Below are 24,623 nucleotides of genomic sequence, written 5' to 3' on the forward strand. Positions count from 1 at the left end.
GCGTGAGCGAGCAGGGTTTCCCGGCCGAGGTCATCGACACCGGCAGACCGCACCCGGCCCGGATGTACGACTACTACCTCGGCGGCTGGGACAACTACCAGGTCGACCGGGAAGCGGCGGAGCACGTCATCCGCGCCCACCCCCAGGTGCGGCTCTCCGCCCGCGCCAACCGCGCCTTCCTGCACCGCGCCGTGCGCGAGGTCACCCGCCGCGGCATCCACCGGCTCCTCGACATCGGCACGGGCATCCCGACCTCGCCCAACCCCCACGAAGTGGCCCGCGAGCACGCCCCCGACGCCAAGGTCGTCTACGTCGACAACGACCCCATCGTCGCGACCCACGCCGGCGCGAAGCTCACCGACACCGGACAGGCCGGCTTCGTCCTGGGCGACGTCCGCGAACCCGGGGCGGTCCTGCGCCACCCCGCGGTGCGCGAACTCCTCGACGCCGCCGAGCCGGTGGCGCTGCTGCTCGTCGCCGTCCTGCACTTCGTCAAGGACGAGGAGGACCCGGCGGGCATCGTCGCGGCCCTCGGCGCGGCCCTGCCGCCGGGCAGCGCCCTGGTCCTCTCGCACGCCACGGCCGAGCCCTACGCCGGCTACGCCGAGGGCCGCACCGACGTCGAGGCCCGCGACAGCGTCGTCAGCGCCTACCGCAACGCCACCGCGGGCCTGAGCCTGCGCCCGCACGCCCGGATCGAGCCCCTCTTCGGCGACTTCGCGCTGCTCGAACCGGGCCTGGTCCGGGTGCCGTTGTGGCGCCCGGACGGCCCGGTGCCCGGCCCCCGGGAACTCAACGACACCGTGTTCTACGGGGGAGTGGGCATCAAGAACTGACGGGGTGTCATAGGCGATGTGGGGCGCGCACCGTACTCACATCGCGGCCGGGCGCGGGACCTCGCAGCGGTCCTTGAAACCCTGACTGGTCAGCCCCAGCGCCGAGTTGGTGCGGCTGCGCATGTTCTCCACCGCCAGGATCGCGGTCAGCTCGACCAGCTGCGCGTCGTCCAGCTGCCGCCGCAGCCGCTCGACCAGAGCGTCGTCCACGGTCGGCGGGGTGGCCGTCATCGCCTCCGCGTACTCCAGCACGTCGCGCTCCAGCGGGGTGTAGACCTCGCTGGAACGCCAGTCCGGCAGATCGCGCAGCTTCTCCTGCGGGACACCGTGCTCGCGGCTCGTCCAGTGGCCGAAGTCCACGCACCAGGCACAGCCGATCGCCCCGGCCGAGGCCAGTACGGCGAGATCCTTCAGCCGCGGGTCGAGCTTGTTCCAGCGCGCGACCGCCATCTCGAAGCGGGACCCCGCCCACAGCACCCGCCGGTGGTGGGCGGACGCGAGCACCGGATCGAGCACCTTGCCGTAGGCGCGCCTGCAGTACCACTCCACGGCACGGATCAGCGGGGTGCGCGGGTGGGTGAGCGGGATACGGGCCATGACGAATACCTCCGTGACACTGTGCGGCCGCTCTGCCGAGCGGTTGCCTCCTGACACCGGTACGACGGACGGCGCCACCGGATCCGTGACATGGACCGGGGGCCGGTCGGCGAGGATGGAAGGGTGAACAGGGTGAACGGCGCGAACGGCGAGCTCTTCCCCCGCGAGCGCTCCGAGGTCGCGCCGGGCGCCGTACACGTGCCCGGCTGGCTCGACGAGGCCCGCGCGCGGGAGTTGCTGTCCGCCTGCCGCGCGTGGGCGAAGCCGCCCGCCGGGCTGCGCACGGTACGGCTGCCGGGCGGCGCGGAGATGTCCGTACGGCAGGTCTGCCTCGGCCGGCACTGGGCCGTCGTCCCCCGCTGCCCGAGCTGCGGCAGAGCCGTACGGGAGAACCCCGACTGCCCGGGCCCGCACGGCTATCCCTACGCCTACACCCGCACCGTCGTCGACGGCGACGGCGCCCCCGTCAAACCGTTCCCCGCCTGGCTGGGCGCCCTCGCCCGGCAGGCCGTCGCGGACGCCTACGGGCCCACGCCGCCGCGGCAGCGCTCCGGCATCGGCGAGACCGCCGACTACGACATCGCGCTGGTGAACTTCTACGCCGCCGGCGCCCGCATGGGCATGCACCAGGACCACGACGAACGCTCCGCCGCCCCCGTCGTCTCCCTCAGCCTCGGCGACAGCTGCGTCTTCCGCTTCGGCAACACCCGCACCCGCCCCCGGCCCTGGACGGACATCGAACTGCGCAGCGGCGACCTCTTCGTCTTCGGCGGCCCCTCCCGCCTCGCCTTCCACGGCGTGCCCCGCACCCACCCCGGCACGGCGCCACCGGAACTCGGCCTCACCGGACGGCTCAACATCACCCTCCGGGTCAGCGGGCTGTGACAGCCGGCCCCGGGCACGCCGGGCCCCGTCACCCCCGCCGGCCGCCCGGCACGGAAAATTCACGTGCGCGCGAGAGCCCGAGCCTGCACAGTGGGTCGCCGGGGGAACGCCTGTGCCGTCGTCCGGGCCCGGTTCACGGGGGTGGGCCCGGACGACGGCAACCGGCGGGCAGCGCGGGCACCGTGCGGGACGAGCGCCGATAATGGCCTGACCTGCCCGAACCGACTGGAGGTGCCGTGACCGGCTCCCGCCCGCTCCGCTCCCGGCCACAACCACCACGCCGTCCCCTGGACGCGTTGCGCCCGGCCGCCTTCGGGGCCGACCCCGGCGGGGAGCGCCTGGCGCGCATCAGACGGTCCCCGCACTTCGCCGACGGCGCCTTCGTCAACCCCGCCGGAGCGGGCCCGGACGGGCCCAGACCGTCCCCGCTGTCCGTACTGCCCGCCTACCTCCGCAAGGAGGGCCGCGCGGCCCGCACCCCCGCCCACCCGATCCCGGTCCACCCCACGACCGTCGCCGACCTGGCCCGGCCCGCCGCCTCCGGGCTGCGGCTGACCTGGCTGGGCCACTCCAGCGTGCTCGCCGAGATCGACGGACGGCGAGTGCTGTTCGACCCGGTGTGGTCGCGGCGCTGCTCGCCCTTCGCGTTCGCCGGGCCCCGCCGGCTGCACCGGGTGCCGCTCCCGCTCGCCGAGGTCGTGCCGGTGGACGCCGTCGTCGTCTCCCACGACCACTACGACCACCTGGACATGCCGACCGTCCGCGCCCTGGCCCGCACCGGCACGCTGTTCGTCGTGCCACTGGGCGTCGGCGCCCACCTGGAGCACTGGGGCGTCCCCGCGCACCGCGTCACCGAACTCGACTGGCACGAGTCCACGACGGCCGCCGGACTCACCCTCACCGCGACCCCCGCACGGCACTTCTGCGGGCGCGCCCTGCGCAACTCCCAGCACACGCTGTGGGCTTCGTGGGTGGTCGCCGGACCCGAGCACCGGATCTTCCACAGCGGCGACACCGGCTACTTCCCCGGCTTCGCCGGACTCGGCCGCCGGTACGGCCCGTTCGACGCCACCATGGTGCAGGTCGGCGCGTACTCGGAGTTCTGGCCGGATGTGCACATGACCCCGGAGGAGGGCATGCGCGCGCACGTCGAACTGCGGGGCGCGCTCATGATGCCCATCCACTGGGGCACCTTCGTCCTCGCCCCGCACCCCTGGGCGGAGCCGGCCGAGGGCACGCTCGCCGCGGCCCGGCGGCACGGCACCCGCATCGCGGTACCGCCGCCGGGCCTGCCCTTCGAGCCCGCCGCCGGGCTGCCCCTGCGCACCTGGTGGCGGGCGGTCGCGGTACGTCCGGCGGACGGCCCGGGCGAGTCGGTGGAGGCGGTACCGCCGGTCACCGGCCGGCCGCAGCTCCCGGCGCGCGTGCCCTAGGGAGGCCGCCGCGCCCCTCACTGTTACGGGGCGCAGCAGCCGTCGCGGCGCAGGTGCCGTCCGACCGCCTGCCAGTGGGCGAGCGCGTCGTCGGCCCGCGCCGCCGGGGACGGTGCCGCGCCGTACGCGCCGACGAGGTCCGCCTGCTCGAAGGGCACTCCGCCGCGCAGCACGCACACCGTCCGTACGAGCGTGTCGAAGTCCGTGAAGGGGTCGCCGTCGACCACGGTCAGGTCGGCGAGCCTGCCCGGCTCCAGCGTGCCCAGGTCCTTCTCCAGGCCGAAGGCCCGCGCGGGCAGCACCGTGGCCGTCCGCAGGGCCTGCGCGGGCGTGAGCCCGTAGCGGTGCAGCGCGCGCAGGGCCAGATGCAGGGACAGCCCGACGGGCACCAGCGGCGCGTCCGTGCCGAGGGCGACCGTACCGCCGCCCGCGAGCACCCGGCGGTAGATGCCGATCTCCCGTTCCAGCGTGGCCAGTTGAGCCTGCGTCGGCGGGCTCGCCGCGCCCTCGCGGACGAGCGCCGCGTCCCACGGCGGCATCAGATCCGTCACCCGCGCGTCCCGCGCGAGCGCCGGGTCCGCGCCCAGCAGCGGCACCGACGTGAAGATCGTGGCGATCATCCGGAAGTCGCCGCCGGTGTAGAGCTCCTCGACGTCCTGGTACGCGTATCCGCCCGCCGTCAGCGCGTGCCCGAACTCCAGCCGCTGCGTGGCATTCAGATGGGTCGTCAGATCCTGGCCCAGCTGGATGCCCGGCGAGCACAGATGGCCGCCCGCACGCACCCCGAGCCGCTCGTGCGCGAAGTCTGCGGCCTCCCGCATGATCCAACCAGGCGCCCGCACATACGTCTTGACGAAGTCCCAGTCGAGGCCGACCGCCCGGTCGAGCGAGCGGCGCAGCCCCTCCCGGGTACGGTGCGCGCGCCCCATGCTGTACGCCACGCGCGGGCCGTCCAGCAGCTCGCCGGTGCTCAGCAGCCGCGGCCCGGCCAGCGCCCCGGCCAGGACGGCCTCCCGGACGCGGGCCGCCTCGTAGGCGGCCGCGCCCAGCGCGACGGCGGTGGTGATGCCGTAGGCCAGCTGCAGGGCCGTCTGCCGCCCGCCGTAGGTGAACTGCCAGGGGTGCGTGTGCGCGTCCCACAGTCCGGGGACGACCGTACGGGCCGAGGCATCGACGCGGCGCGCGGCCGCCCGCCCGGCCCGGTGCGGTTCCACGGCGGCGATCCGCCCCTCCCGCACCACCACGTCGACGTCCTCGCGCACCGTCTCGCCCGTGCCGTCCCACAGCCGCCCGGCGTGCACCACCGTGTCGACGGGCGCGGGACGCCGGTGGTCGAGCGCGACGCGGACCGTACGGGCCGTGCCGCCGCCCACGTCCAGCAGCCGCAGCCGGCCCGCCGACAGGTACAGGATGCTGCGGCCGTCCGCCGACCAGGACGGATGGTCGGCCGCCTCGTCCGTGAGACGGCGCGGCTCGCCTGCGGGGGCGCCGTCGGCGCCCACCGGCAGCAGCCACAGCGCGGACTCGCAGATAAGCGCCATGTGGCGGCCGTCCGGCGACCAGACCGGGCCCGAGTCGTAGCGGTCCGAGAGCGAGACGTGCGGGGCGGGCGCGTACAGGCGGGCGGCGCCGCTGCCGGCGTCGACGACCCGGATCAGGTGGTAGCCCTCACGGAACCGCTGGTTGATCCGGTTGCGGTCGCACAGCGCGAGGAACCGCCCGTCCGGCGACCAGCTCGGCCGCCCCGGCAGCCCGCCCCCGGCCAGCGGGGCGGCCAGCGTGCGCTCCGTCCCGGTATCGAGCTCACGGACCACGAGACTGCCCGACATGTCCAGGCAGGCCAGCCGCCGCCCGTCCGGGGACAGCGCGGGAAAGACCCGCCCGCCGTCCGCGAGCACGCTCTCCTCACCGGTGGCCAGGTCGTGGCGGCGCACGGCGAGCAGTCCGTCGCGGTCGTCGCAGTACAGCAGCGCCCGCCCGTCGGACGACCAGGACGGCGCCAGCAGATACCGGGTGGGCTCGGCGGACACCACCTTGCGCGGCCGCCCGTCCCCCGAAGTCGGCGCCAGCCAGAGGGAGTTCAGCGCGGCGAACGCGACCTGCCGTCCGTCCGGCGACAGCGCCGGAAGGTGCAGCGCCCGCACCGGACGGACACCGGTGCCGCCCAGGTCGTAGCGCTTGACGCGATAGCGGGGCCGGTCGAGGGCGAGCCGCGCGGTGAAGGGCACCGTGCCCGTCACGGTGCCCCTGCCCCCCTCGGGCCGTACTGTGCGGAACTGCCCGTCGACGGTCAGCAGCAGCTCGTCCCGCGACACCCAGCGCGGCGGTACGGGCGCCACGTCCCCGGGCACGCCGACGGCCTCCCCGTCCACGACGAGCGTGCAGCTCCCGGCGGGCGCCGCCGTCGTCCGCAGATACGCCAGCCGCCCGCCGGGCGAGACCGCCGGCGTCATCACCTGCGCCTTCTCCGTCTCGGTGTGCTCGACGCGCACCGGCCCGCGCCCGACCGCGGGCACGGACGCGACCGTACGCGCCACGAGGCCGCCCTCGGCGCCGCTCTTCAGCGATCCCCGGACGAACAGCAGCCGCGTCCCGTCCGGCGACCACACCGGGTCGAAGTCCTCCCACGCCCCGTCCTGCAGCGGCCCCTCCTGCCCGGGCAGACCGGTGACCTGCGCGAGCGCCCCGGTGCGTACGTCCGCCACCCACAGCCGGTACGGTCCGCCCGCGACCGGGTCCCCGGCCCGCTCGGACGCGAACGCGATCCGCGTCCCGTCCGGCGACCACGCCGGACCCCGGTCGTCCCACGGCCCGTCCGTCAGCTGCCGCAGCCCCGTCCCGTCCGGCCGCAGCGTCCAGATGTGGAAGCCGCCGCCCCGGTAGGCGCACACGGCGAGCCGCCGCCCGTCCGGGGAGTGCACGGGCCGCGTCGGCTCAAGATCCGCAGGCGTGATCGCCACCGCCTCCCCGCCGCCCCGGGGCACGGACCACAGCACGCACTGCACCTCGGCCACGAGCCGGTCACCGGCGGGGGAGAGGCTGGCGGAGCCGTTGGTGGCGGCGGTGAGCGTGAAGGCGGTGCTGCCGCGGCCGCCCTTGGCCGCGGCGGCCGTCGCCACGCCCGCGGGCAGCACGGCGGCCGCGGCGGCGGTACCGGCCGCCGCCTGGAGAAATCTGCGACGAGTGGGAAGAGACGGGTGCGCGGCGGCGGTATCCGGGCCATGCCCGGTACCGACGGGGCCGATGCTGTCCAACTGACCTCCTGAGACAGGGGCGTTGCGCGATACGGATGCTCGTTGCCGAGGCCGTCCGATCGTTGCACGGGGTCAGGGAGGGAGGTCAACACCGTCTGCGGTGGCGCCATGGATACGGGCGGGCCCGGGCCGGAGTGAGAACGCGGCCTCGGTCCGTAGGGGGCGCGTCAAAGCCGTGCGCGAGCACCCCGTGAAGTGCGGTATTGTTCTCATGCGCGGTCGGCGAGGGATGAAGATCCCGAACCGGACGAGCACCGGGACGTGGCGCAGCTTGGTAGCGCACTTGACTGGGGGTCAAGGGGTCGTGGGTTCAAATCCCGCCGTCCCGACACGGTGAAAGAAGCCTCTGATCAGTGGGAAACCGCAGGTCAGGGGCTTCTTTGTATTGCTCACCGGACGAGCCGCAGGTGCCGCACGGGCGCGGTCTCCGGGACCGGTTTGGGACCAGCGGGTTCCTGGCGGCCTTCGACGAGGTAGCGGCTGAGGGCTGCGTCGGCCAGGTGGATCGAGCGGCGGTCGGGGTGGAGGTACCGCTGGGTGGCGGTCGACGTCTCACCATGGCTGCGCGCGGACGCGCCGTGCTCGGCGGACCGGCTGTTCTGCCATGTCTACGGGTGGGCGAAGTCCGCCTCGCGGTTCATCCCGGGCTGGCCGTACTCCCTCGTCGCCGTCCTGGAGCCCGGGGACCCTGGAGTTCCACCGCGCCCACCCCCGCGGCGGCCATCCGCCCAAGCACGGGCCGGAGTTCCGCTTCGCCAGGCCCGGGACGGGCCCGAAGCGGAGGTCGCCACGGTCACCGACACAGTGAACTACGGCAAGGCCGAAGCCCGTGCGTGGGACCGGGTCCACCCACGGTTGACCCACCGCTCGGCCTGGCTGGATCACGACGGTGAACTCCCCATCGTCGAGGGCGCCTTGGTCCGCCTCAAGGTCGGGCACCTCTCCAAGGACCGGGAGGCCCCGCCGGTCTGGCTGTGGCCCTCGAAGACCGGCGCCGCCCCAGCGGACGTGGACCTGTGGTGGCAGGTGTTCCTCAGAAGATTCGGATCTGGAGCACACCTTCCGTTTCGGAAAGCAGACGCTCGGCTGGACCACTCCGAAGATCCGCACCCCCGAGGTGGCGGACCGCTGGACCTGGCTCCTGGTCATCGCGCACACCCGGCTCCGCCTCGCCCGACCGCCGACCGCCGACCGCCGACCGTCGGACGGCCGAAGAACGAGCTCAGCCGCCGCCCTCGATGTACCTCTTCAGCTTCATCGCCATGGCGTACTGCCGTCCGAGGTAGTCCTGGAATGCACAGGCCTGCTCCTTCGGCGCTGCTTCGAGGAGTCCGTCGGCGAAGTCGACGCGGAAGGTGCGTGTGTAGAGGGTGCCGGGGCCCGAGGGCGCGAACTCGAAGGTGATGGTCTGGAGGCAGTGGTGCCCCGGGCCGAGTTCCGCCCGCGACATGACGGTCAGGCGTGCGTTCGGCGTCGACTCCTGGACGTTCCACGGGAATTCGAAGTCCACGCCGTTCTCTGCCGGTCCCGCGGCGTACTCGATGAACACGTCCCCGCCGGCCAGCGGGCGGCCGGGGTCACCTGCGACGCGTGCGGTCCGCAGGGTGACTCCTCGGTTGACGCGGGGCCAGTTGTCCGGATCGGCCAGGACTGCGTAAGCGGCGTCCGGCGGGCAGCCGATGTAGACACTGGCGCTGCTGCTCATGCTGGGCATCGGGGGCTCCAGGCCGTATGGGTCATTCGATGGAGAAGAACGGGCCGGTGAGGGCCAGCCCCAGGTCGTGGCCGACGTAGGAGAAGAAGGCGAGCAGCATCAGGCAGGCGCCGCCGAGGGCGATGTCCTTCTGGAAGTGGGCTGTTTCCTGCTGCCGGGCCACCGGTTCGGTCTCCTGCCAGAAGCGGTGCATGATCAGGGCTGTCGGGAACAGGAAGACCGCCAGGAGCAGCGCGCCCAGGTCCGCCCAGGCCCCGAGCAGCAGGCTCAGGGAGCCCGCCAGCATCAGCAGCCCGGTGCCCGCCACCGCCAGGGCGGGGGCGGGCACGCCCTTGGCCGCCGCGTACCCGGCCGTGGCCTTGGTCTTGGTGAGGTGGCCCAAGGCCGAGGTGAGGAAGAGCAGCGCGAAGAGGATCCGGCCAATGAGGACGAGAACGGTCATGACGGCCTCCAACTGACAGTGATCACACGGTGGACAGGTTGCTGAGGGGCAGCAGCAGGTGGGAGTCGTGGTCCGGCCCGGTATGCAGGACGTGCGGCGCGGTGTTGTTGAGCCGGTCGTGGCCGGGGGCGAACTGCTCGGGCGGCCAGCGGCGGATGTCGGCACCGGCGATGGTGAGCCGCAAGGTCTCCCCGGCGTGGAAGTGGGCGGTGAAGCCCCAGATCTCGATGTCCAGGGCGACCGGTCCGCCGGGGAGCGGCAGGTCGCGCCGGTGGGCGTGGACGGGGCGTTCGGGCGTGGACCTGCGCTCGTCGAGTTCGCGGCGAGTGGCCCGGAGCCAGCCCTGGGCGAGAGGGCCGTCGTCGAGGTAGGCGAAGAACGGGTAGGGCACGGGCTGCCCGTCGGTATCGAGCTTGTCGAGCTCGACGAACACGTCCATGTCGTCGGCCCCGGGGGACTCCGCCCACAGGCGTAGCGCGGCGGGGCCGGCGAACTCGGTGTCAGTGTCGAAGGTGAGGGTGAAGACAACTCTTTCCGCTCCCGCTCGCCCTACCGGCGAGTGGGTGGGGTCGTAGGCGGCTGTGCCGGAGGACGACGGGACTTCGGAGGTCAGCCGCCCGGTGGTGGCGTCGAGGTGGAAAGCGGTGGGCCGGGTGTGCGCGGGCGGCCAGGAGGACTCGGCGCGGACGGGGCCGGTTTCGGTGCGGTCCCGGTACTCGACCCGTACGGGCGGCCAGGAGGCGAGGCCGTTGTCCTGGCCCTTGAGGAAGTGGTCGAAGAAGACGCGCAGGCGCTCGGTCTGGGCGGGGCTGTAGAAGTAGCGCCACTCCTTGCGGCCGTGGACGTCGAGCCACTTCTGCTCCGACCCCGTCCGCCGGTACGCCTCCAGCGTGCCGCGCGTGTGCAGGCCCTGGTCGCCCACGGAGCAGACGAACAGCGCAGGCACCTCGATCCGTTCGAACTCCACATCCTGGGCCGCCCAGAACGCGTCGTGGAAGGGATGGGCGCGGATCTCGGCGAGCCGGTCCTCGGTGCGGTTGCGGCCGAACCCCATGGTGGTGCTGAGCTGCGCGGTGAACTGGGTCTCCGGGATGCCGCCGTGGAACGCCGCTTCGCGGTAGTGGTCGCTCTTGCCCTCGTTGGGGTTGATCGCGGCGAGGTGCGGTGGGCGGGTGGCGGCGATGCCGTACTGGGTGACCGCCAGGTAGGACACGCCGCACAGGCCGACTTTGCCGTTGCACCACGGCCGGATGCCCGCCCACTCGACGAGGTCGTGCCCGTCCTCGGCCTCCTGGCGGCTGTACATGGTCGCGTCACCTTCCGATCCCCAGGTGCCGCGGGGGTCGGCGTAGACCACGGCGTACCCGTGGCGGCACCAGTACGCGGCGAGCGGCGCCTCGAAGGGGGCATCGTCGGGGAGCGGCGGGTCGATGTCCGCGCCCGCGCCCAGGACGGGCGGGAACCCGTTGTGCTTGCCGTACGGGGCGTAGGCGATGAGTACCGGCAGGCCGGTGGCCCCGTCGGGCCGCCGTACGTCCACATAGATCACGGTGCCGTCGCGGAGCGGAACGGCGGTATCCCGTTCCGTCCGGATTCCCTCCGCGACCGTGCTGGACGGGTGCAGGCCCGGGTAGCCGCCGTCCTCCGGCGGTTTGGCGTCGGTGAAGATGACCAGATCGCCGGTGGCCATGGCATGTCACTCCCGTCGGTCCGTATCGAGGGGGTTGTCCTCCAGGACACTCCCGCCGACGGTGTAGCCGCCGTCCGCGGCGATCACCTGGCCGGTGACGAAGGAGGCGTCGTCCGAGCAGAGCCAGACGGCCGCGCGGGCGATCTCCAGCGGGTCGGCGCCGCGGTGCATTGGGGTGTCGGCGATGGCCTTCTGTTCCCAGTCGGGGACTTCGGCGCTCGACGCGGCCGCCATGGCGGTGGGGGTGTAGCCGGGGGCGATCGCGTTGACCCGGATGCCGAAGCGGGCGGATTCGTTGGCGGCGACCCTGGTCAGGCCGATGATCCCGGCCTTGGCCGCCGCGTAGGGGGCCAGTAGCGACGGACCGGTGAGCCCGCCGATCGAGGTGGTGTTGACGATCACGCCACTGCCCCGGCGCAGCATGTGCTCCAGCTCCTGGCGCATGGCGAGGAACACGCCGGTGAGGTTGACCGCGATCACCCTGTCCCAGTCCGGTCTCGTGTACAGCGCCAGGGGGCGTTTCACCGCCGGGATGCCCGCGTTGTTGAACGCCACGTCCAGGCGGCCGTGCCGGGTGACGATGCCCTGGACGAGCGCGTCGATGTCGTCCTCGACGCTCACGTCGGTCCGGACGAACTCGCCCGCGCCGCCCGCCGAGACGATCCCCGCGACGGTCGCCTCGCCCGCCGTCTCGTTGACGTCGGCGGCGACGACGAGGGCGCCCTGACGGGCGAACTCCTCGGCGGCGGCTTTGCCGATGCCCGACGCGGCACCGGAGACCATCACGACGCGACCGGCGAATCTCTCCTGGTGTCCCATGGCTCCGCCCCTCATGCCTGCGGGTCGTCCGGCTTGGGGAAGACCGGGAAGGAGTGCCGCAACGGCGCGCCCGGCGGGGTCGCGGGCTCCCGCACGGCCTCGGCGAGTGCCTCCTCGCCGATCCGGCCGATGAGGTACTCGCGACTGGCGTCGGCGAGCTGCCGCGCCTTCTCCAGGCCGGGGCCGGTGGTGAGCCTGCCGTCCTGCTTGACGACCTCGCCGTCGACCAGCACCGTCTCGACGCAGTCGGGACCGCACTGCCACACCACATGGGCCACCGGGTCGAGGCGATACGGCAGGGAGGCCACGTCGTTCGGGCGCACGACCAGCAGGTCGGCACGCTTGCCGGGGGTGAGGGAGCCGATGCTGTCGCCGTGGCCGAGCGCGCGGGCCCCGTGCACCGTCACGCACCGCAACGCGTCCACGGAGCGGCAGGCGTTGACGGGATTGACCACACCCGAGAGGTCGGGCTTCTCGTACCGCAGGTGCTCCCAGACGTGATCGGCGCTGACCATCAGTTGCATCATGGTGAACATGTCGCGCCGGAATCGCACCCCGGAATCACTGGCCAGGGCCACGGGGATGCCCATCGCGGTGAACTCCGTGATCCGTGGATAGCCCTGCCCCGAGTGGAAGTTGCTGCCCGCCATGACGGCCGTGCCGCCGGTGTCGGCGATCATCTGCTGGGCCTCGCGGTCGAGGGAGACGACGTGGACGTAGGTGTTGGTCGCGTCCAGCAGGCCGCGTCGGTGCAGGTCTTTGACGTACGTCTCGTTGGCCCAGCCGAACAGGCCGGCGTGCGCCGCGACGGGGATGCCGTGTTCCCGGGCGAAGCGCCACGCCGCCTCCTCCGGGAGGCCGTCCTGGCAGGTCGGGTCGATGGCGACCTGCATGCTCAGCCGTCCGTCGGTGGAGCCGTACCGCTCGTACAGGCCGAGGGTGCGGCGGGTGGGTACGAAGATGTGCGGCGAGGCGAAGATGTTCGCGTAGACGAACCGGGACCGTATTCCGGCGTCCTGCAGTGCCTGGATCGCCGCGTCGGTGTGCTCGGGCGTGCGGGAGGCGTCCGCCCAGTCGGCCATCGTGGTGGTGCCGTCGAGGAGGGACTCCGTGGCGGCCAGCAGATTGGCCGCGTAGACGTCCTCCGGCCGGAAAAGGGGGACGAACCGACTGACCAGGTAGCCGAAGTAGTCGGTGAGGGTCCACTCCACCCCGGCGCCGCGCAGCAGGGTCTCCCAGGTGTGCCGGTGGCTGTCGACCAGGCCGGGCAGCACGATCTTCCCCGTGGTGTCGATGACCCGGGCGCCGGCCGGGGCGTCCAGACGGGCGCCTACGGCCTCGATCCGTCCGTCGCGTACGAGCACGTCGCCCGCGGGCAGGACGCCCGTCGTGCCGTCCATGGTGATGACCGTGCCGCCGTGCAGCAGCAGGGGGCGCGTACTGGGCATAGTGAGGTCCTCTTCACGTGGAGGAAGGCGAGTGAGGGCACGGCCGTCCGCGCTCAGGCGTCACCGGCCGGTACGGCAGAGTCGCCGCTGGACGCCACGCGCCCGCCACCTGGGCACCGGTCGGAGACCGGCAGTGCCCCATGCCCCCGACAGGACCCGGTCTCGACCAGGGCCTCGGGCTTCCTTCCCACGGTACGTCCGGAAGCCCCGGCCCGCTGCTCGGCATCCGCACGCGGCGGGTGCGGATGCCGTTGTGGGCGGTGCGGGTGCTTCAGGGCCTTCCGGCGGCGTGGAGGCCGCGTCGGAGTGCGTCGAGGGATTCGGCGGTCATCCGCCGGGAGATCCCGGCGTCGGCGAACATGGTCGAGCCGTGGAAGGTGCCGGGGAAGTGGTGCAGTTCGGTCGGGACCCCTGCCTGGATGAGACGTTGACCGTGGATCAGCCCTTCGTCGCGCAGCGGGTCGAATTCGCACACGTAGATGTACGCGGGCGGCAGGCCGGAGAGGTCCTCGGCGCGGGCGGGCGCTGCGTACGGGGAGACGTCGGCCGTCCCGCGTCTGCCCGGGCCCAGGTAGTAGTCCCAAGCGTATTCGAGGCTGGGCCGGTTGGTGGCAGGGGTGTCGGTGAACGTGCGTGACGAGGGGGTGGTGAGGCGGTCGTCGAGGAGCGGGATGCCGAGGTACTGGAAGCACAGCTGCGGTCCGCCCCGGTCGCGGGCCAGTAGGGCCACGGCCGCGGAGAACCCCGCGCCGGAGCTCTGCCCGGCCACGGCCAGCCGGCCCGGGTCGATGCCCAGCTCGTCGGCGCGGTCGGCGGTCCACTCCAGCGCGGCGTAGCAGTCGTCGATGCCTGCGGGGAAGGGGTGCTCGGGGGCGAGCCGGTAGTCCACCGACACCACCACCGCCCCCACTTCGGCCGCGATGTTCAGGGACTCCGCGTGGGCGAAGTCCAGACTGCCCATCGTGAAGCCGCCGCCGTGGAGGTACACCACGCCCGGCAGCCCGAGTGCGCGCTCCGCCGGGGCGTAGACGCGTACCGGGACGTCGGGGGCGCCCGGCGGTCCCGGGACGGTCGTGTCGCGGATGTCCAGCGGCACGGACGGCACGGGCCGGGGCAACTGCGCCACCTGGGCGTCATGCGCCTCGCGGGCCTGCCGGAGGTCGGCCATCGACGCCCGTGGCAGCGTACGGGCGAAGGCGGCCAGCTCCGGGTCGAAGGCGTAGGACATGCGCGGACTCCCTGCGCTCACCGCCACGCCCCGCCACGAACGGCGGAACGACGCGGACCGGACGGCGAACGGCCGTCGCGCGGTGCTGCGCGCTCCGGAACGCCGCTGCACCACATGGTGGAGGCAACCGGAACCGCCCGCATTTCCGTACCGGCCGTGAAGTCGCCGGACGTGCGCGGGCGTGCTGGAATGCCGGTGCGGCCCCTGCCCGGCGGAGGCCGCTTCCGTTCTCGAAGAGGGGGAGCGAAGGAGTTCGCCATGAAGCTCTCCCGTCTTGTGCGCGCGGCGGTTCCCGTGGCCCTGGTCATGTGCACTGTTGCCGCTCCGGCGGCCGAGGCACGACGTCCCGCCGCACCGAGGCAGGGATCGGCGTGCCATGAGCGGGGGCAGGGGTACGAGGACGCGAGGGTCCCGGCCCTCGGCCAGACGTGGACGGTGGACTTCGGGGTCGACACCCCGCTCGGCCCTGGACCGTTCGTGGCGACGATCGCCTACCACTCGACCAGCAGGGCGACGATCGTGGTGACCAAGGCACAGGGGTCCCTGATGGGCCTGACGCAGGACATCACCTACACCAGCACCCGGCTGCGGCCCTGCCAGTACGCCATCACCTGGCACGAGCCGGTCACCGGGGTGTATGTCACCCAGGTGGAGGACTACGCCCGGCACCGGGTGTACGACAGCATCGTCAACGGCACGAAGATGATCCATATGACCGGCACCTTCTACCGCACCCGCACCGGCCGGTGACCCCCATGAAGGTGGGAATCATCGGCGCCGGCCGGATCGGCATGGCCCTGGCCCGGCACTTCACCCGGGCCGGGCACCAGGTGATGCTCGCCGGCTCCCGCGGGCCGGAGACGCTCGCCTCGCGTGTCGGTGAGCTCGGCCGGAACGCGTCGGCCGGGACGCCGCAGGAGGCGGCCGACTTCGGTGACGTGGTCGTGCTGTCCGTCCAGTGGAGCCAGAAGGAGAGCGCGGCGGCCTCGGTCTCCTCCTGGGAGGGACGCGTCGTCCTCGACCCGATCAATCCGCTGCGGGAGACGGCGGGCGGCATCGAGGCCGTCGACACCGGCGGCCGCCACTCCAGCGAGATCGTCTCCTCGCTGGTGCCGGGCGCCCGCGTGGTGAAGGGCTTCAACACCTACCTCTACACCGTTCTCGCCGAGGACCCCGCCGTGAACGGCGGACGCCGCGTCGTCCTGCTCGCCGGCGACGACGCCGACGCCAAGCGGAAAGTGGCCGAACTCGTCGACAGCTCCGGCTTCCAGCCCCTCGACACCGGCTCCCTCGCCGAAGGCGGCCCCCTCTTCGAAACCGGCGGCCCACTCGCCACCCTGGCGATCAGACTGACCGCACTCTGAAGCAGGTCAGGTACAGCTCTGGGGATGAACCGGTGCGGCTGGGCGGGCGACGGTCAGCTGGGTGGCCGCAGCGCGGCCGAGGCGGGCGAGGGCGCTCAGGGCGGTGCCGTAGGTGGCCGTGGGCTGTGGGGTGCGGCCGGTGGCGATGCGGTGGAACTGGTGGTTGTGGACGGCGAGTTGGAGGTATCCGTCGAGGGGGCGGTATCCGGTGGTCCGGAGCGGTCGGGGCAGGAGAGGTGGGGCCTCGCCGGTGAGGATGCGGGCCGGGTAGTCGGGAACGAACGCCATGGGGCGGGCGATGCCGATGACGTCGATGCCGCCGGTGACGTGCCGGTGCATGGCGTCGCGGGTGCGCAGGCCGCCGGTGAGCATGAGGGGGAGGGCGTCGATGTGGGTGCGGACGGTGTCGGCGTAGCGGGCGAAGTACGCCTCGCCGGTGGCGGCGCGGCCGGTGTGGTGGACGCCTTCCATGGCGGGTTCGGCGTAGTTTCCGCCGGAGATCTCCAGCAGGTCGATCCCGGCGTCGGCCAGGGCACGGGCCACGTCGAGGGATTCGGCCTCGGAGAGGCCGCCGTGCTGGAAGTCGGTGGAGTTGAGCTTGACGGAGATGGGCACGTGCGGTCCGACGGCGGCGCGGGTGGCGGCCACGATGTCCAGGAGCAGGCGGCGGCGCCCGGCCGGGTCGCGGCCGTAGGAGTCGTCGCGGGTGTTGGCCAGTGGGGAGAGGAACTGCGCGAGCAGGTAGCCGTGTGCGGCGTGGATCTGCACGCCGTCGAATCCGGCGGCGACGGCGAGTTCGGCGGTGCGGGCGTAGCGGGCGGTCAGCGCCTGGATGTCGCGTCCGGACAGCCGGCGGGCTCGGCGCAGGCTGAAGCCGGGGACCGGTTCGCGCAGCGCGGAGGGGCCTACGGGGCGGTGGGTGAGCGGGACGGTGGCGACCCGGCCGGGGTGGTTGATCTGCATCCATATCGCCGGTCCGCCCGGTCCGCCCGGTCCGCCCGGTCCGCCCGGTCCATCCGGTCTGTCCGGTCCGGCCGCGTGGACGGCGTCGGTCCAGGCGCGGAACGCGGGCAGGCTGCGCTCGTCCTCGAGGATCGCGTTGCGGGGTTCGACGAGCGCGGTGCGGTCGATCATGACGTTGCCGGTGATGAGCAGTCCGGCGCCGCCGCGTGCCCAGACGGCGTAGAGGCGGCGCAGCCGGTCGGTGGGCATGCCGTCGCGGGTGGCGAGCTGTTCGCTCATGCCGGCTTTGGCGATGCGGTTGGACAGGGTCGCGCCGCACGGCAGTTTCACTTGCCGGGTCAGGATCTCGGACATCACAGCACCCTCGGGCGGAGTCGGGTCACGGTGTACAGCGGGGAGAGCGGTCGCAGGGGGAGCGGGGGGAGTGCGGCGGCGAGGTCGACGCGGTGCAGGCGGGCCTCGATGACGGGGCCGAGGCCCATCTGGTCGAGCGGGTCGCGTTCGGAGCCGCCGAGGGACAGGTCGACGTCGTGGACCCGCCGGACCTCGACCGGCCGTTCGACCGGGGTGAAGGCGACGACCCGCGGCAGGGCCAGGCCCTGAAGTCCTGTCACGTTGCGGTGCGGCCGGCCCAGGATCGGCGGCGGGTCGGTGATGACCTCGCCGAGACGGCCGCCCATGGTGATCAGCCGGTGGCCGTGGCGGGTCGCTTCGGCGCGGAGTGTGGCGCCGTCGCCGTGTCCGTCGAGGCGCCAGTCGATGGTGCCGAGCTTCTTCGGGTAGCCGAGGAGTTCGCGGCCCAGGATCAGGGCGACGTCGTCGTCGAGGATCATCCACGGGCAGTGGACGCCCGTGCCCCGCAGGGTTTTGACGTGCACGAACAGGCCGGCCTCGTGGTAGACGGAGCCGTAGGTGCAGTGGGGGAAGTACGCGGTGAACAGCTCCGCGCGGGCCGGTGCGGCGAGCCGGATCCCCGGCGGCAGCCAGCGGCGCATCGTGGCCGGGTCGACCTCGATGGTGGCGGCGAAGTAGTGGGCGTCCCGGTAGAGCGGCTTGCGGGGGTCCACGAGCGTACGGAGCCGTCGCAGGTCCGACAGCAGGCTGCGGCCCGGTGTCCGGTCGGCCGGTTCCCGGTGCGTCATCGTCATCGGCACTCTCCTCACTTGGCCTTGCGGTAGACGGCGCGCAGGAGCGGACCGGCCAGACCGCGCGGTCCGTACTGGCCGCCGAGGGTCTGGGCCTTGGCGAACGCACCCGGCACCACGCGCCGTTTGCCCCGGGCGAGGCCGTCGACGGCCAGCTCGGCGGCGCGGTCGGCCGACACCCACAGCGGCCCCGGTAGCAGCCGGTCCAGGCGGGACACCTCGGCGACCTCGGCGAACTCGGTGCGCACCGGGCCGGGGGCGAGGAGGGTGCAGCCGACCCCGGTACCGGCCAGCTCGGCGTGCAGCGATTCGGCGAAGGTGTTGGCGAACGCCTTGCCGGCCGCGTACGTGGCGTTCAGCGGGCCGGGCTGGTTGCCGGCGGTGGAGCCGGTGATCAGGATCCCGCCGGCCTTGCGCGCCAGCATCCCGGGCAGCACGGCGAGGGTGAGATCGAGGACCGCGACCGCGTTCAACTCCGCTTGCAGGCGCTCCCGTGCGGGGTCGGCCGACGACAGCGGGCCGTAGGTGGCGAACCCCGCGTTGTTGCACAGCACCGCGATATCGCGGTCCGCCAGTTCCCCGGCGAGCGCGGAGCGTTGGGACCGGTCGGCCAGGTCGCACGCCCGGGCCTCCGCCTCGACCCGGTACGTCGCCGCCAGGCGCGCGCCGAGGTCCTTGAGCCGTTCCTCCCGGCGGGCCACCAGGACGAGATGATGACCGCGCCGGGCCAGGGCCCCGGCCAGCGCCGCGCCGATACCGGACGACGCACCGGTGACGACCGCACGGCTACGGGGCGTGGGGGCGGGCAGCAGGCTGCTCACGCGGCCATCTCCCCGATATCGGCGGTGGGTTCGGTCCGGCGGTGGACGGGCCGGGCGGCCAGGCCGCCGCCGAGCAGGCGGGCGCGCCGTTCGTCACCGCGCAGGGCGCGGCGCAGTCGCCCGATCCGGCCGAGGATCTCCGCCTGGCCCGCCAGGATCGAGCTGCGCGCACGCACCCGGCGCGCCAGCAGGTCCGACAGCGGGATCGGCAACAGCCGCTGGACCCGTACCGCCTCGGCGAGGAAGTCCGCACCGGCGGAGATGATCCTCCCGGCGCCGGAGCGGGGCGCGACCAGGCCCCAGATGTAGAGGTTGGCGTAGCGCGGCACCAGCACGTGCTCCAGCAGCAGTGGTTGGCCGTTCTCCCATACGAACATCGACTCGTCCAGGAACGGGAACCGGGTGCGGTAGCCGGTGGCCCACACGACGGTGTCGTACTCGCCCGAGCCGCCGTCGACGAAGTGCACGGTGTGGCCGTCGAAGCGGGCGATCTCCTTGCGCGGCCTGACCTTTCCGTGCCGCAGCGCGTACATCAGTGACGTGTTGACGGTCACGTCCTTGGTGAACAGCTTGTGGTCGGGCCGCTCGAGCCCGTAGCGGCGGACGTCGCCCTGCGACAGCCACAGCAGCACCCGGAACCCCGCGCGCTGGACCGGCATCGGCAGCCGGACCCGGTCCCACTCCGAGGACGGGATCCCGAAGATCGTCTTCGGGATGAACCAGTACCCGCGCCGCAGGGAGATGTCCGCGGTGCCGAAGGCGGCCGCCGCCTCCACGGCGAGGTCGCTGGCCGAGTTGCCGCCGCCCACGACCAGCACCCGGCCGCCGTCGCCGAAGTCGGCCGGACGCCCGTAGTCCTTGGAGTGCAGCTGCCGCCCGGCGAACACCCCTGGATAGCGGGGGATGTTGCGCTCCCAGTAGTGGCCGTTGGCCACCGCCACGCCGGCGTACTCGCGGGTCTCACCCGTCGACAGGGTGACCCGCCAGCCCGCCATCCCGGTGCGGTCCAGCGGTGCCACCCGCGCCACCTCGGTGTCGAAGGTGATGGCCTCGCGCAGGCCGAAGTGGTCCACGTAGTCGTTGAGGTACGCCAGCATCTGTGCCCGGCTCGGGAACGTCGGGAAGTGGGCCGGCATCGGGTACTCCGGGTACTGCGTCGACGCCTTCGAGCTGATCAGATGCGTCGAGTCGTACACCCCGTGCGCCCAGTTCCCGCCGACGCGGTCGGTCGCCTCGAACTGGTCGTAGCCGATCCCCGCCTGCCGAAAGGCCCGCGCCAGCCCGTTCCCCGTATAGCCGGCGCCGATGATGCAGTACCGCTCCGGCATGCCTGCCGCCATCGCTGCCTCCTCCATCGAGCAATTGCTACGGGACTGTAGCTACAGCAATGTAGCTTCACAAGCGTAGAATTGGGCCATGGACAGCAGCCGGACCACTCCACGACGGCCCTACGCACCACGCATGCGCCCCGAACAGCGCCGCGAGCAACTCCTCGACGCCGCCCTGGAGATCATCAACACCGACGGCGTCCCCGCCGTGTCCGTCGACGGCGTCGCCAGACGCGCGGGCGTCACCCGGCCCGTGGTCTACGGCCTGTTCACCGACTCCGACCACATCCTGCGCGAGCTCCTCGACCGCGAAAGCCGGCGCGCGCTCGCCCAACTCGCCGCGGTCGTCCCCGCCGACCTCACCGACGCCGACCCCGTCGCCACCTTCACCACCGTCGCCGACGGCTTCTACCGCGCCGTCCTCGCCGAACCCGCCCGCTGGCGCTCCATCCTGCTGCCCGTCGACGCCGCACCACCCCCGGTGCGCGCCTACAAGGAACGCGGCGAAGCCGAGATCCGCGCACAATTCGCCGACATCACCCGCCACTTCCTCACCGGCCGCCCCGGCACCGACACCATCGACATCGACCTGCTCGCCCACATCCTCCTCAACGCCATGGAAGAAGGCGCCCGGCTCCTCCTGCGCGACCCCACCACCTATCCGCCCGAACGCCTCACGGCGATGGCCGAGTTCCTCGTCGAGACCTTCCTCCACCGCTACCCGGCCGCGCCCGCGTAGAGCCCGCCCCGCCGTCGGCTACGGCTGCGCCTTCGGGCCGGCGCCGAGCTCGTACGCATGCGGCTGCGCGACGCGTGGAACAGCCTCTGGCGCAGCCCGGTCCAACTCGCCTTCGGCGCCTTCGCCGTCGTTCGCGCCCGGCGGTTGAAGCTCTACCCCGCTACCACCTGCACCACTGACAGGGCCCGGCCCGGATGACTGTCGAGGTCGCGGACTGGTGGGAGGCATCGGATTTCTGGCGCATCACACTAGGGTGGCGCTGCCTTGCCCCGGTCGACGGGTGCCTCCGGGTCCCTCTGCTGCGGTACGGGCCGGGCGGGTGGGCGTGGGGCCGGGGCAGCGGGTCGGGTGCGGATGATGGCGGTCCATTCGTCCAGGGTCTGCCACCAGTCGTCGAGCCAGGCTTCGAACGCGGCCTGTTCGCGGGGGATCTGTTCTGCCGGTACGTGCCACCAGGTGGTGTGCAGTATGCCGTCGGCGAGCGGGGGGTAGCCCAGGTCGACCAAGGGTGCGAGCAGGTCTTCCAGGCCGGTGTGCGCGAAGAACAGCACGTCTGCCCCGGGCATGGCGCGCAGCACCACGCGAACCCCGGTGGCCTGCGGTGGCAGGACGTGGTGGAGGCGGTGGTACCGGTCGGCGCGGGCGGGGTGTTCTTCGGCGTGGAGGCGGTCGATGGCGGCCCGGCGGCGGGTGGCGGTGATGTTGGTGCCTTCGGGGAAGAGCACGAGCCCGTCCTCGGGGGTGGCGTAGCGGGCCATGGTGATCATCCGGCGCAGCGCGCAGGCGCGTCCGTGCGTGGTCCACCGGTAGGGGGTGATGAAGGTGCCCGGGACGAGTGCCCCGAAGCCCGGTGCGGCTTTCACGGAGAGTTTGGTGATGGCCATGGTCCGGCGGCCGAGGGTGCGGAAGACCTCGTGGGTGAGGAGCTGGGCGTTGAGGAAGCCGGCGTGGCGGGCGATGACCAGGACCGGCCGCTGCGGGGCGGGGTCGGGTGGCGGGGCATCGCGGTGGATGCCCAGTCCGGCCAGCTGGAAGCCGCGCTGGAAGAACCGTCCGGTCAGGCGTTCCAGGTGTTGCTCGGCCGGGGTGCGGCAGGGGTGTCCGAGGGCGGGTGTCGTGAGTCTGCCTCGTGCGCGCAGGCGGGTGGCTGCCAGGATGGCCGGGCATTCGAAGGTGGCGATGTAGGCGGCGAGCAGGAGCAGGAGGCGGGCGAGGGCCCGTGCTCGTGGGGGCAGTCGGGTGGCGAGCAGACGCAGGGCGGCGAGGAGGGGCAGTGCCAGGGCGAGAAGGAGTGTGGCGCAGGCCGCCGTGATGAGGAGCAGCGCCGGCACGGTGTCACGTCTCTGCGGTGACGGCGACAGGCTGGGGGGTGTTCGCCGGGGCCGGGGGGTGGTCGAGGAGGAAGGCGCGGGTGGCCCGGTATGCGGAGTCGATGTGCCGGTGGATGCTTTCGAGCTCGGCCGTGGCGCCCCGGTGGAGCCTGTGGGGTCGCGGGGCGGCCTTCGAGTCCTGTCCGGAGGGCAGGATGTGCACGGTGACCCCGGGCGGTGCTTCGGCGACGGCGTCGGCGAGACCGTGCCGGCGGGAGATCTCGAACGAGACGGAGGCGACCTCCCGCAGCGAGCGCGGCACGGCCGGCGGATGTTCGATCCGTCCGACGTGCAGCACGTACACGGTGTCGGCGCCGAGGGTGAGGGCCCGGCGCACGGGGATGCTCTCGACCAGGCCGCCGTCGTAGTAGTGCTCGCCGTCGATCTCGGCCGGCGGCCACAGGCCGGGCACCGCGCAGGACGCCATGAGGGCGGGGACGAGCGGACCGGCGTCGAAGTAGCGGGCGGCGGCGCGTTCGACCGAGGTGGCGACACACTGGAAGGGCACCTTCAGGTCCTCGAACCGTCTCTCCTCGCCGATCACGTCGGCAAGTACCTCGCGCAGACACTGGTTTGAGGCGATGTGGTTGCGGCGCCGGGCGAGCGAGGAGACCACTCCCCGGGCTGAGGCGTGCATGACGCGCTTGCCGGTCAACTGGGACCACAATCGGTCCAGTACCGCGAGCGCGTCCGGGCCGGGGTGGGCGGCGGCGATGGCGCCTTGGACGGAACCGATGGACGTGCCGATGACCACATCCGGCCGGATACCGGCCTCGATCAGGGCGCGGAGCATGCCGGCCTCGTAGCCGCCGAGGCTGCCTCCGCCGCCGAGGACGAAAGCGGTACGGCCGGGGAGCGTGTGCATGGCGCTGTTTGTTCCATGGGCTCCCCTTCGGATTCCAGCCCGCCGACGACCGGCGCGCACCTTTCACCCGCCCGGGCGATCTCCGGCAGGCCGGCCGCACCGGCGTTCGCCGGCGTTGGCTCGGCTCAGGTCGGGACGTTGCCGAAGAGCATGTTGCCGGCGTAGCCGTGCTCTTCGCTGGTGAAGTAGTCGCGGAAGGCGTCGTTGAGTTCGTCGAGGCTGATGATCCCGTCGCCGTTGGTGTCCAGACGGCGGATCAGGGTCTTCGCGTCGCTGCCGTCGACGAGGAACATCCCGAGCACGCGGTGGATTTCGTCCGTGTCGAGGATGCCGTCGCCGTCGATGTCCGCCGCGGCCAGTACTGCGGTCACCATGGGGAGCAGGTTGGCGTGGTACGCCGGGCGGCTGCCCGCCAGCCGGGCAAGCGCGTCCTCGAAGGTGTCCCGGTCCAGCCGGGCGGTCTCCGGGGCGAGAGCGGCCGCCTCGCACAGCCGCCGCCAGTACACCTCGTACGCCTCGCACAGGGCCGTGGCCGCCGGGGAATCCGGCTCCCGGCCGAACGCGGCGCACAGGGAACGGGCGACGGCGACGACGTTCTCCCGTGCCACCAGACCGTCGCCGTCGAGGTCGTAACGGGCGAAGAGCGCACGGTGTTTGGCCGCCAGGAACGGGCTGATCGCCCCGGAGTGGAAGACCGGCTCCGACCCGTCGGCCCGGCGGGACGTGGTCAGATACGACCGCGCCACGGGGTTGGCGGAGAAAGCCAGGGCAGCGGAGCGGCCCTCGGCGAGAGCGTCCAGGTAGGCACCCGCCGCCCGGTAGCCGGTTTCCGCGCGCCGCTGGAGGAGGGCCTGCTCCTCACGCACCGACAGCCGCCGACGGGCGTCCGAGGCGTCCCCGTGCACCTCGCCGCTGGGCAGGATGTACATCCGCACCCCTGCCGGGCGGGCGTTGAGGATCTGCGTGAGCCGGTGCCGGCGGGAGATCTCGAAGACGGCCGGGCCGACCTGCCACGGCCGGCGGGCGGGAAGCAGCGGCGGCTCCTGCTGGCGCATCCGCAGGACGTACACCGTGGTGGCACCGTGGCCGACGGCCCGGCTCACCGGCACCGTCTCGACCACACCGCCGTCCACATAGTGCTCCTCCCCGATCCGTACCGGCGGCCACAGGCCGGGCACCGCGCAGGACGCCATGAGGGCGGGTACGAGCGGACCGGCGTCGAAGTAGTGGGCGGCGGCCCGCTCGATCGACGCGGCGACACATTCAAAAGGCAGCGCCAGGTCCTCGATACGGGTATCCGCACCGAGATAACCGCTCACCACCTCGCGCAGGGCGTCCATCCTCGCCAACGCCGGACGCAGCCCCACGACGCTGGCCAGGACATCGCGGGCGGTCACCGACATGACCCGCTCGCCGATGATGTCCTTCCAGAACTCCGCCAGCCTGTCACAGAGCGCGGGCGTCGGGTCGGCCGCGAGCATCGCACCCTGAACCGATCCGACGGACGTACCGAGGACGAGATCCGGCGCCACACCCCGCTCGAACAGGGCGCGCAGCATGCCGACTTGGTAACCGCCCAGTTTGCCGCCGCCCCCGAGGACGAAGGCCGTGCGGCCGGAGGTCGAAGCGGGCCGGATATCGGCATCGGCACTCATGGAACTGTTTGTTCCATATGATCTGCT

General features: G+C 72.8%; 21 protein-coding genes, 1 tRNA gene and 1 pseudogene. 8 read left to right on the forward strand and 15 right to left on the reverse strand.

Features of this window, described 5'->3' with window-relative positions; translation table 11 throughout:
* Positions 1-2: 2 nt before the first annotated feature.
* Complete coding sequence (locus ACFP1Z_RS04210; protein WP_390314475.1) at positions 3-836, forward strand: SAM-dependent methyltransferase; 834 nt, start codon at positions 3-5, stop codon at positions 834-836.
* A gap of 36 nt (positions 837-872) precedes the next feature.
* On the opposite strand, the gene ACFP1Z_RS04215 is transcribed toward ACFP1Z_RS04210, so the two are convergent.
* Entirely contained in the window at positions 873-1,433 is a 561-nt protein-coding gene (locus tag ACFP1Z_RS04215) for a carboxymuconolactone decarboxylase family protein (protein WP_390314476.1), read from the reverse strand.
* 132 nt (positions 1,434-1,565) lie between these two features.
* On the opposite strand from ACFP1Z_RS04215, the gene ACFP1Z_RS04220 reads away from it, so the two are divergent.
* Positions 1,566-2,318, forward strand: coding sequence for an alpha-ketoglutarate-dependent dioxygenase AlkB family protein (locus ACFP1Z_RS04220; RefSeq protein ID WP_390314630.1), 753 nt, complete (start codon positions 1,566-1,568; stop codon positions 2,316-2,318).
* A gap of 236 nt (positions 2,319-2,554) precedes the next feature.
* Positions 2,555-3,751 (forward strand): MBL fold metallo-hydrolase, encoded by a 1,197-nt coding sequence (locus tag ACFP1Z_RS04225; RefSeq protein ID WP_390314477.1) that lies wholly within the window; start codon positions 2,555-2,557, stop codon positions 3,749-3,751.
* Positions 3,752-3,774: 23 nt separating this feature from the next.
* Here ACFP1Z_RS04225 and ACFP1Z_RS04230 read toward each other — a convergent pair whose 3' ends face one another.
* Entirely contained in the window at positions 3,775-6,996 is a 3,222-nt protein-coding gene (locus ACFP1Z_RS04230; RefSeq protein WP_390314631.1) for an amidohydrolase family protein, read from the reverse strand.
* Positions 6,997-7,260: 264 nt separating this feature from the next.
* Between ACFP1Z_RS04230 and ACFP1Z_RS04235 the strand changes: the two genes are divergently transcribed.
* Both ACFP1Z_RS04235 and ACFP1Z_RS04240 read left to right on the forward strand, forming a co-directional pair.
* Positions 7,261-7,334 (forward strand) — tRNA-Pro (locus ACFP1Z_RS04235).
* 208 nt (positions 7,335-7,542) lie between these two features.
* A pseudogene (locus ACFP1Z_RS04240) lies at positions 7,543-8,206 on the forward strand (transposase); the annotation flags it as partial.
* A 21-nt stretch (positions 8,207-8,227) separates the two neighbouring features.
* Here ACFP1Z_RS04240 and ACFP1Z_RS04245 read toward each other — a convergent pair.
* The 6 genes from ACFP1Z_RS04245 to ACFP1Z_RS04270 all read right to left on the reverse strand — a co-directional run bounded on the left by ACFP1Z_RS04245 (position 8,228) and on the right by ACFP1Z_RS04270 (position 14,346).
* The gene (locus tag ACFP1Z_RS04245) at positions 8,228-8,710 is read right to left on the reverse strand and encodes an SRPBCC family protein (RefSeq protein WP_390314478.1); all 483 of its coding nucleotides are present in this window, start codon (positions 8,708-8,710) and stop codon (positions 8,228-8,230) included.
* 31 nt (positions 8,711-8,741) lie between these two features.
* The gene (locus ACFP1Z_RS04250) at positions 8,742-9,161 is read right to left on the reverse strand and encodes a DoxX family protein (protein WP_390314480.1); all 420 of its coding nucleotides are present in this window, start codon (positions 9,159-9,161) and stop codon (positions 8,742-8,744) included.
* Positions 9,162-9,183: 22 nt separating this feature from the next.
* Complete coding sequence (locus tag ACFP1Z_RS04255) at positions 9,184-10,851, reverse strand: CocE/NonD family hydrolase (RefSeq protein ID WP_390314481.1); 1,668 nt, start codon at positions 10,849-10,851, stop codon at positions 9,184-9,186.
* A 6-nt stretch (positions 10,852-10,857) separates the two neighbouring features.
* Entirely contained in the window at positions 10,858-11,670 is an 813-nt protein-coding gene (locus ACFP1Z_RS04260) for an SDR family NAD(P)-dependent oxidoreductase (protein ID WP_390314482.1), read from the reverse strand.
* An 11-nt stretch (positions 11,671-11,681) separates the two neighbouring features.
* Positions 11,682-13,118 carry an amidohydrolase family protein gene (locus ACFP1Z_RS04265; RefSeq protein WP_390314483.1) on the reverse strand — a complete coding sequence of 479 codons (1,437 nt, stop codon included), beginning with the start codon at positions 13,116-13,118 and terminating at the stop codon, positions 11,682-11,684.
* A 271-nt stretch (positions 13,119-13,389) separates the two neighbouring features.
* The gene (locus ACFP1Z_RS04270) at positions 13,390-14,346 is read right to left on the reverse strand and encodes an alpha/beta hydrolase (protein ID WP_390314484.1); all 957 of its coding nucleotides are present in this window, start codon (positions 14,344-14,346) and stop codon (positions 13,390-13,392) included.
* Positions 14,347-14,604: 258 nt separating this feature from the next.
* On the opposite strand from ACFP1Z_RS04270, the gene ACFP1Z_RS04275 reads away from it, so the two are divergent.
* Together ACFP1Z_RS04275 and ACFP1Z_RS04280 are read left to right on the forward strand one after the other, a co-directional pair.
* Positions 14,605-15,096, forward strand: a complete 492-nt coding sequence (locus ACFP1Z_RS04275) for a MoaF-related domain-containing protein (protein ID WP_390314485.1) — start codon at positions 14,605-14,607, stop codon at positions 15,094-15,096.
* A gap of 5 nt (positions 15,097-15,101) precedes the next feature.
* Positions 15,102-15,710 carry an NADPH-dependent F420 reductase gene (locus ACFP1Z_RS04280; protein WP_390314486.1) on the forward strand — a complete coding sequence of 203 codons (609 nt, stop codon included), beginning with the start codon at positions 15,102-15,104 and terminating at the stop codon, positions 15,708-15,710.
* 6 nt (positions 15,711-15,716) lie between these two features.
* Here ACFP1Z_RS04280 and ACFP1Z_RS04285 read toward each other — a convergent pair whose 3' ends face one another.
* The 4 genes from ACFP1Z_RS04285 to ACFP1Z_RS04300 are packed head-to-tail and all read right to left on the reverse strand — an operon-like array spanning position 15,717 to position 19,994.
* A complete protein-coding gene (locus ACFP1Z_RS04285; protein WP_390314487.1) occupies positions 15,717-17,027 on the reverse strand; it encodes an oxidoreductase in 1,311 nt (436 codons plus the stop codon).
* Positions 17,027-17,821, reverse strand: coding sequence for an acetoacetate decarboxylase family protein (locus tag ACFP1Z_RS04290; protein WP_390314488.1), 795 nt, complete (start codon positions 17,819-17,821; stop codon positions 17,027-17,029). The genes ACFP1Z_RS04285 and ACFP1Z_RS04290 overlap by 1 nt, the downstream gene beginning before the upstream one ends.
* Before the next feature lie 11 nt (positions 17,822-17,832).
* A complete protein-coding gene (locus ACFP1Z_RS04295) occupies positions 17,833-18,639 on the reverse strand; it encodes an SDR family NAD(P)-dependent oxidoreductase (protein WP_390314489.1) in 807 nt (268 codons plus the stop codon).
* Positions 18,636-19,994, reverse strand: coding sequence for a flavin-containing monooxygenase (locus ACFP1Z_RS04300; protein ID WP_390314490.1), 1,359 nt, complete (start codon positions 19,992-19,994; stop codon positions 18,636-18,638). Before ACFP1Z_RS04300 ends, ACFP1Z_RS04295 begins: the two co-directional genes overlap by 4 nt.
* A 61-nt stretch (positions 19,995-20,055) precedes the next feature.
* Here ACFP1Z_RS04300 and ACFP1Z_RS04305 point away from each other — a divergent pair, with 61 nt between their 5' ends.
* The gene (locus tag ACFP1Z_RS04305; protein ID WP_390314491.1) at positions 20,056-20,706 is read left to right on the forward strand and encodes a TetR/AcrR family transcriptional regulator; all 651 of its coding nucleotides are present in this window, start codon (positions 20,056-20,058) and stop codon (positions 20,704-20,706) included.
* A gap of 248 nt (positions 20,707-20,954) precedes the next feature.
* On the opposite strand, the gene ACFP1Z_RS04310 is transcribed toward ACFP1Z_RS04305, so the two are convergent.
* From ACFP1Z_RS04310 to ACFP1Z_RS04320, 3 genes are all read right to left on the reverse strand, one after another.
* Entirely contained in the window at positions 20,955-22,037 is a 1,083-nt protein-coding gene (locus ACFP1Z_RS04310) for a lysophospholipid acyltransferase family protein (RefSeq protein ID WP_390314492.1), read from the reverse strand.
* A gap of 4 nt (positions 22,038-22,041) precedes the next feature.
* Positions 22,042-22,941 carry a patatin-like phospholipase family protein gene (locus tag ACFP1Z_RS04315; protein WP_390314493.1) on the reverse strand — a complete coding sequence of 300 codons (900 nt, stop codon included), beginning with the start codon at positions 22,939-22,941 and terminating at the stop codon, positions 22,042-22,044.
* Positions 22,942-23,066: 125 nt separating this feature from the next.
* Entirely contained in the window at positions 23,067-24,596 is a 1,530-nt protein-coding gene (locus ACFP1Z_RS04320; protein ID WP_390314494.1) for a patatin-like phospholipase family protein, read from the reverse strand.
* Between the last annotated feature and the right edge of the window lie 27 nt (positions 24,597-24,623).

It is taken from the genome of Streptomyces gamaensis, assembly GCF_042656465.1.
Taxonomy (GTDB): Bacteria; Actinomycetota; Actinomycetes; order Streptomycetales; family Streptomycetaceae; genus Streptomyces; species Streptomyces gamaensis.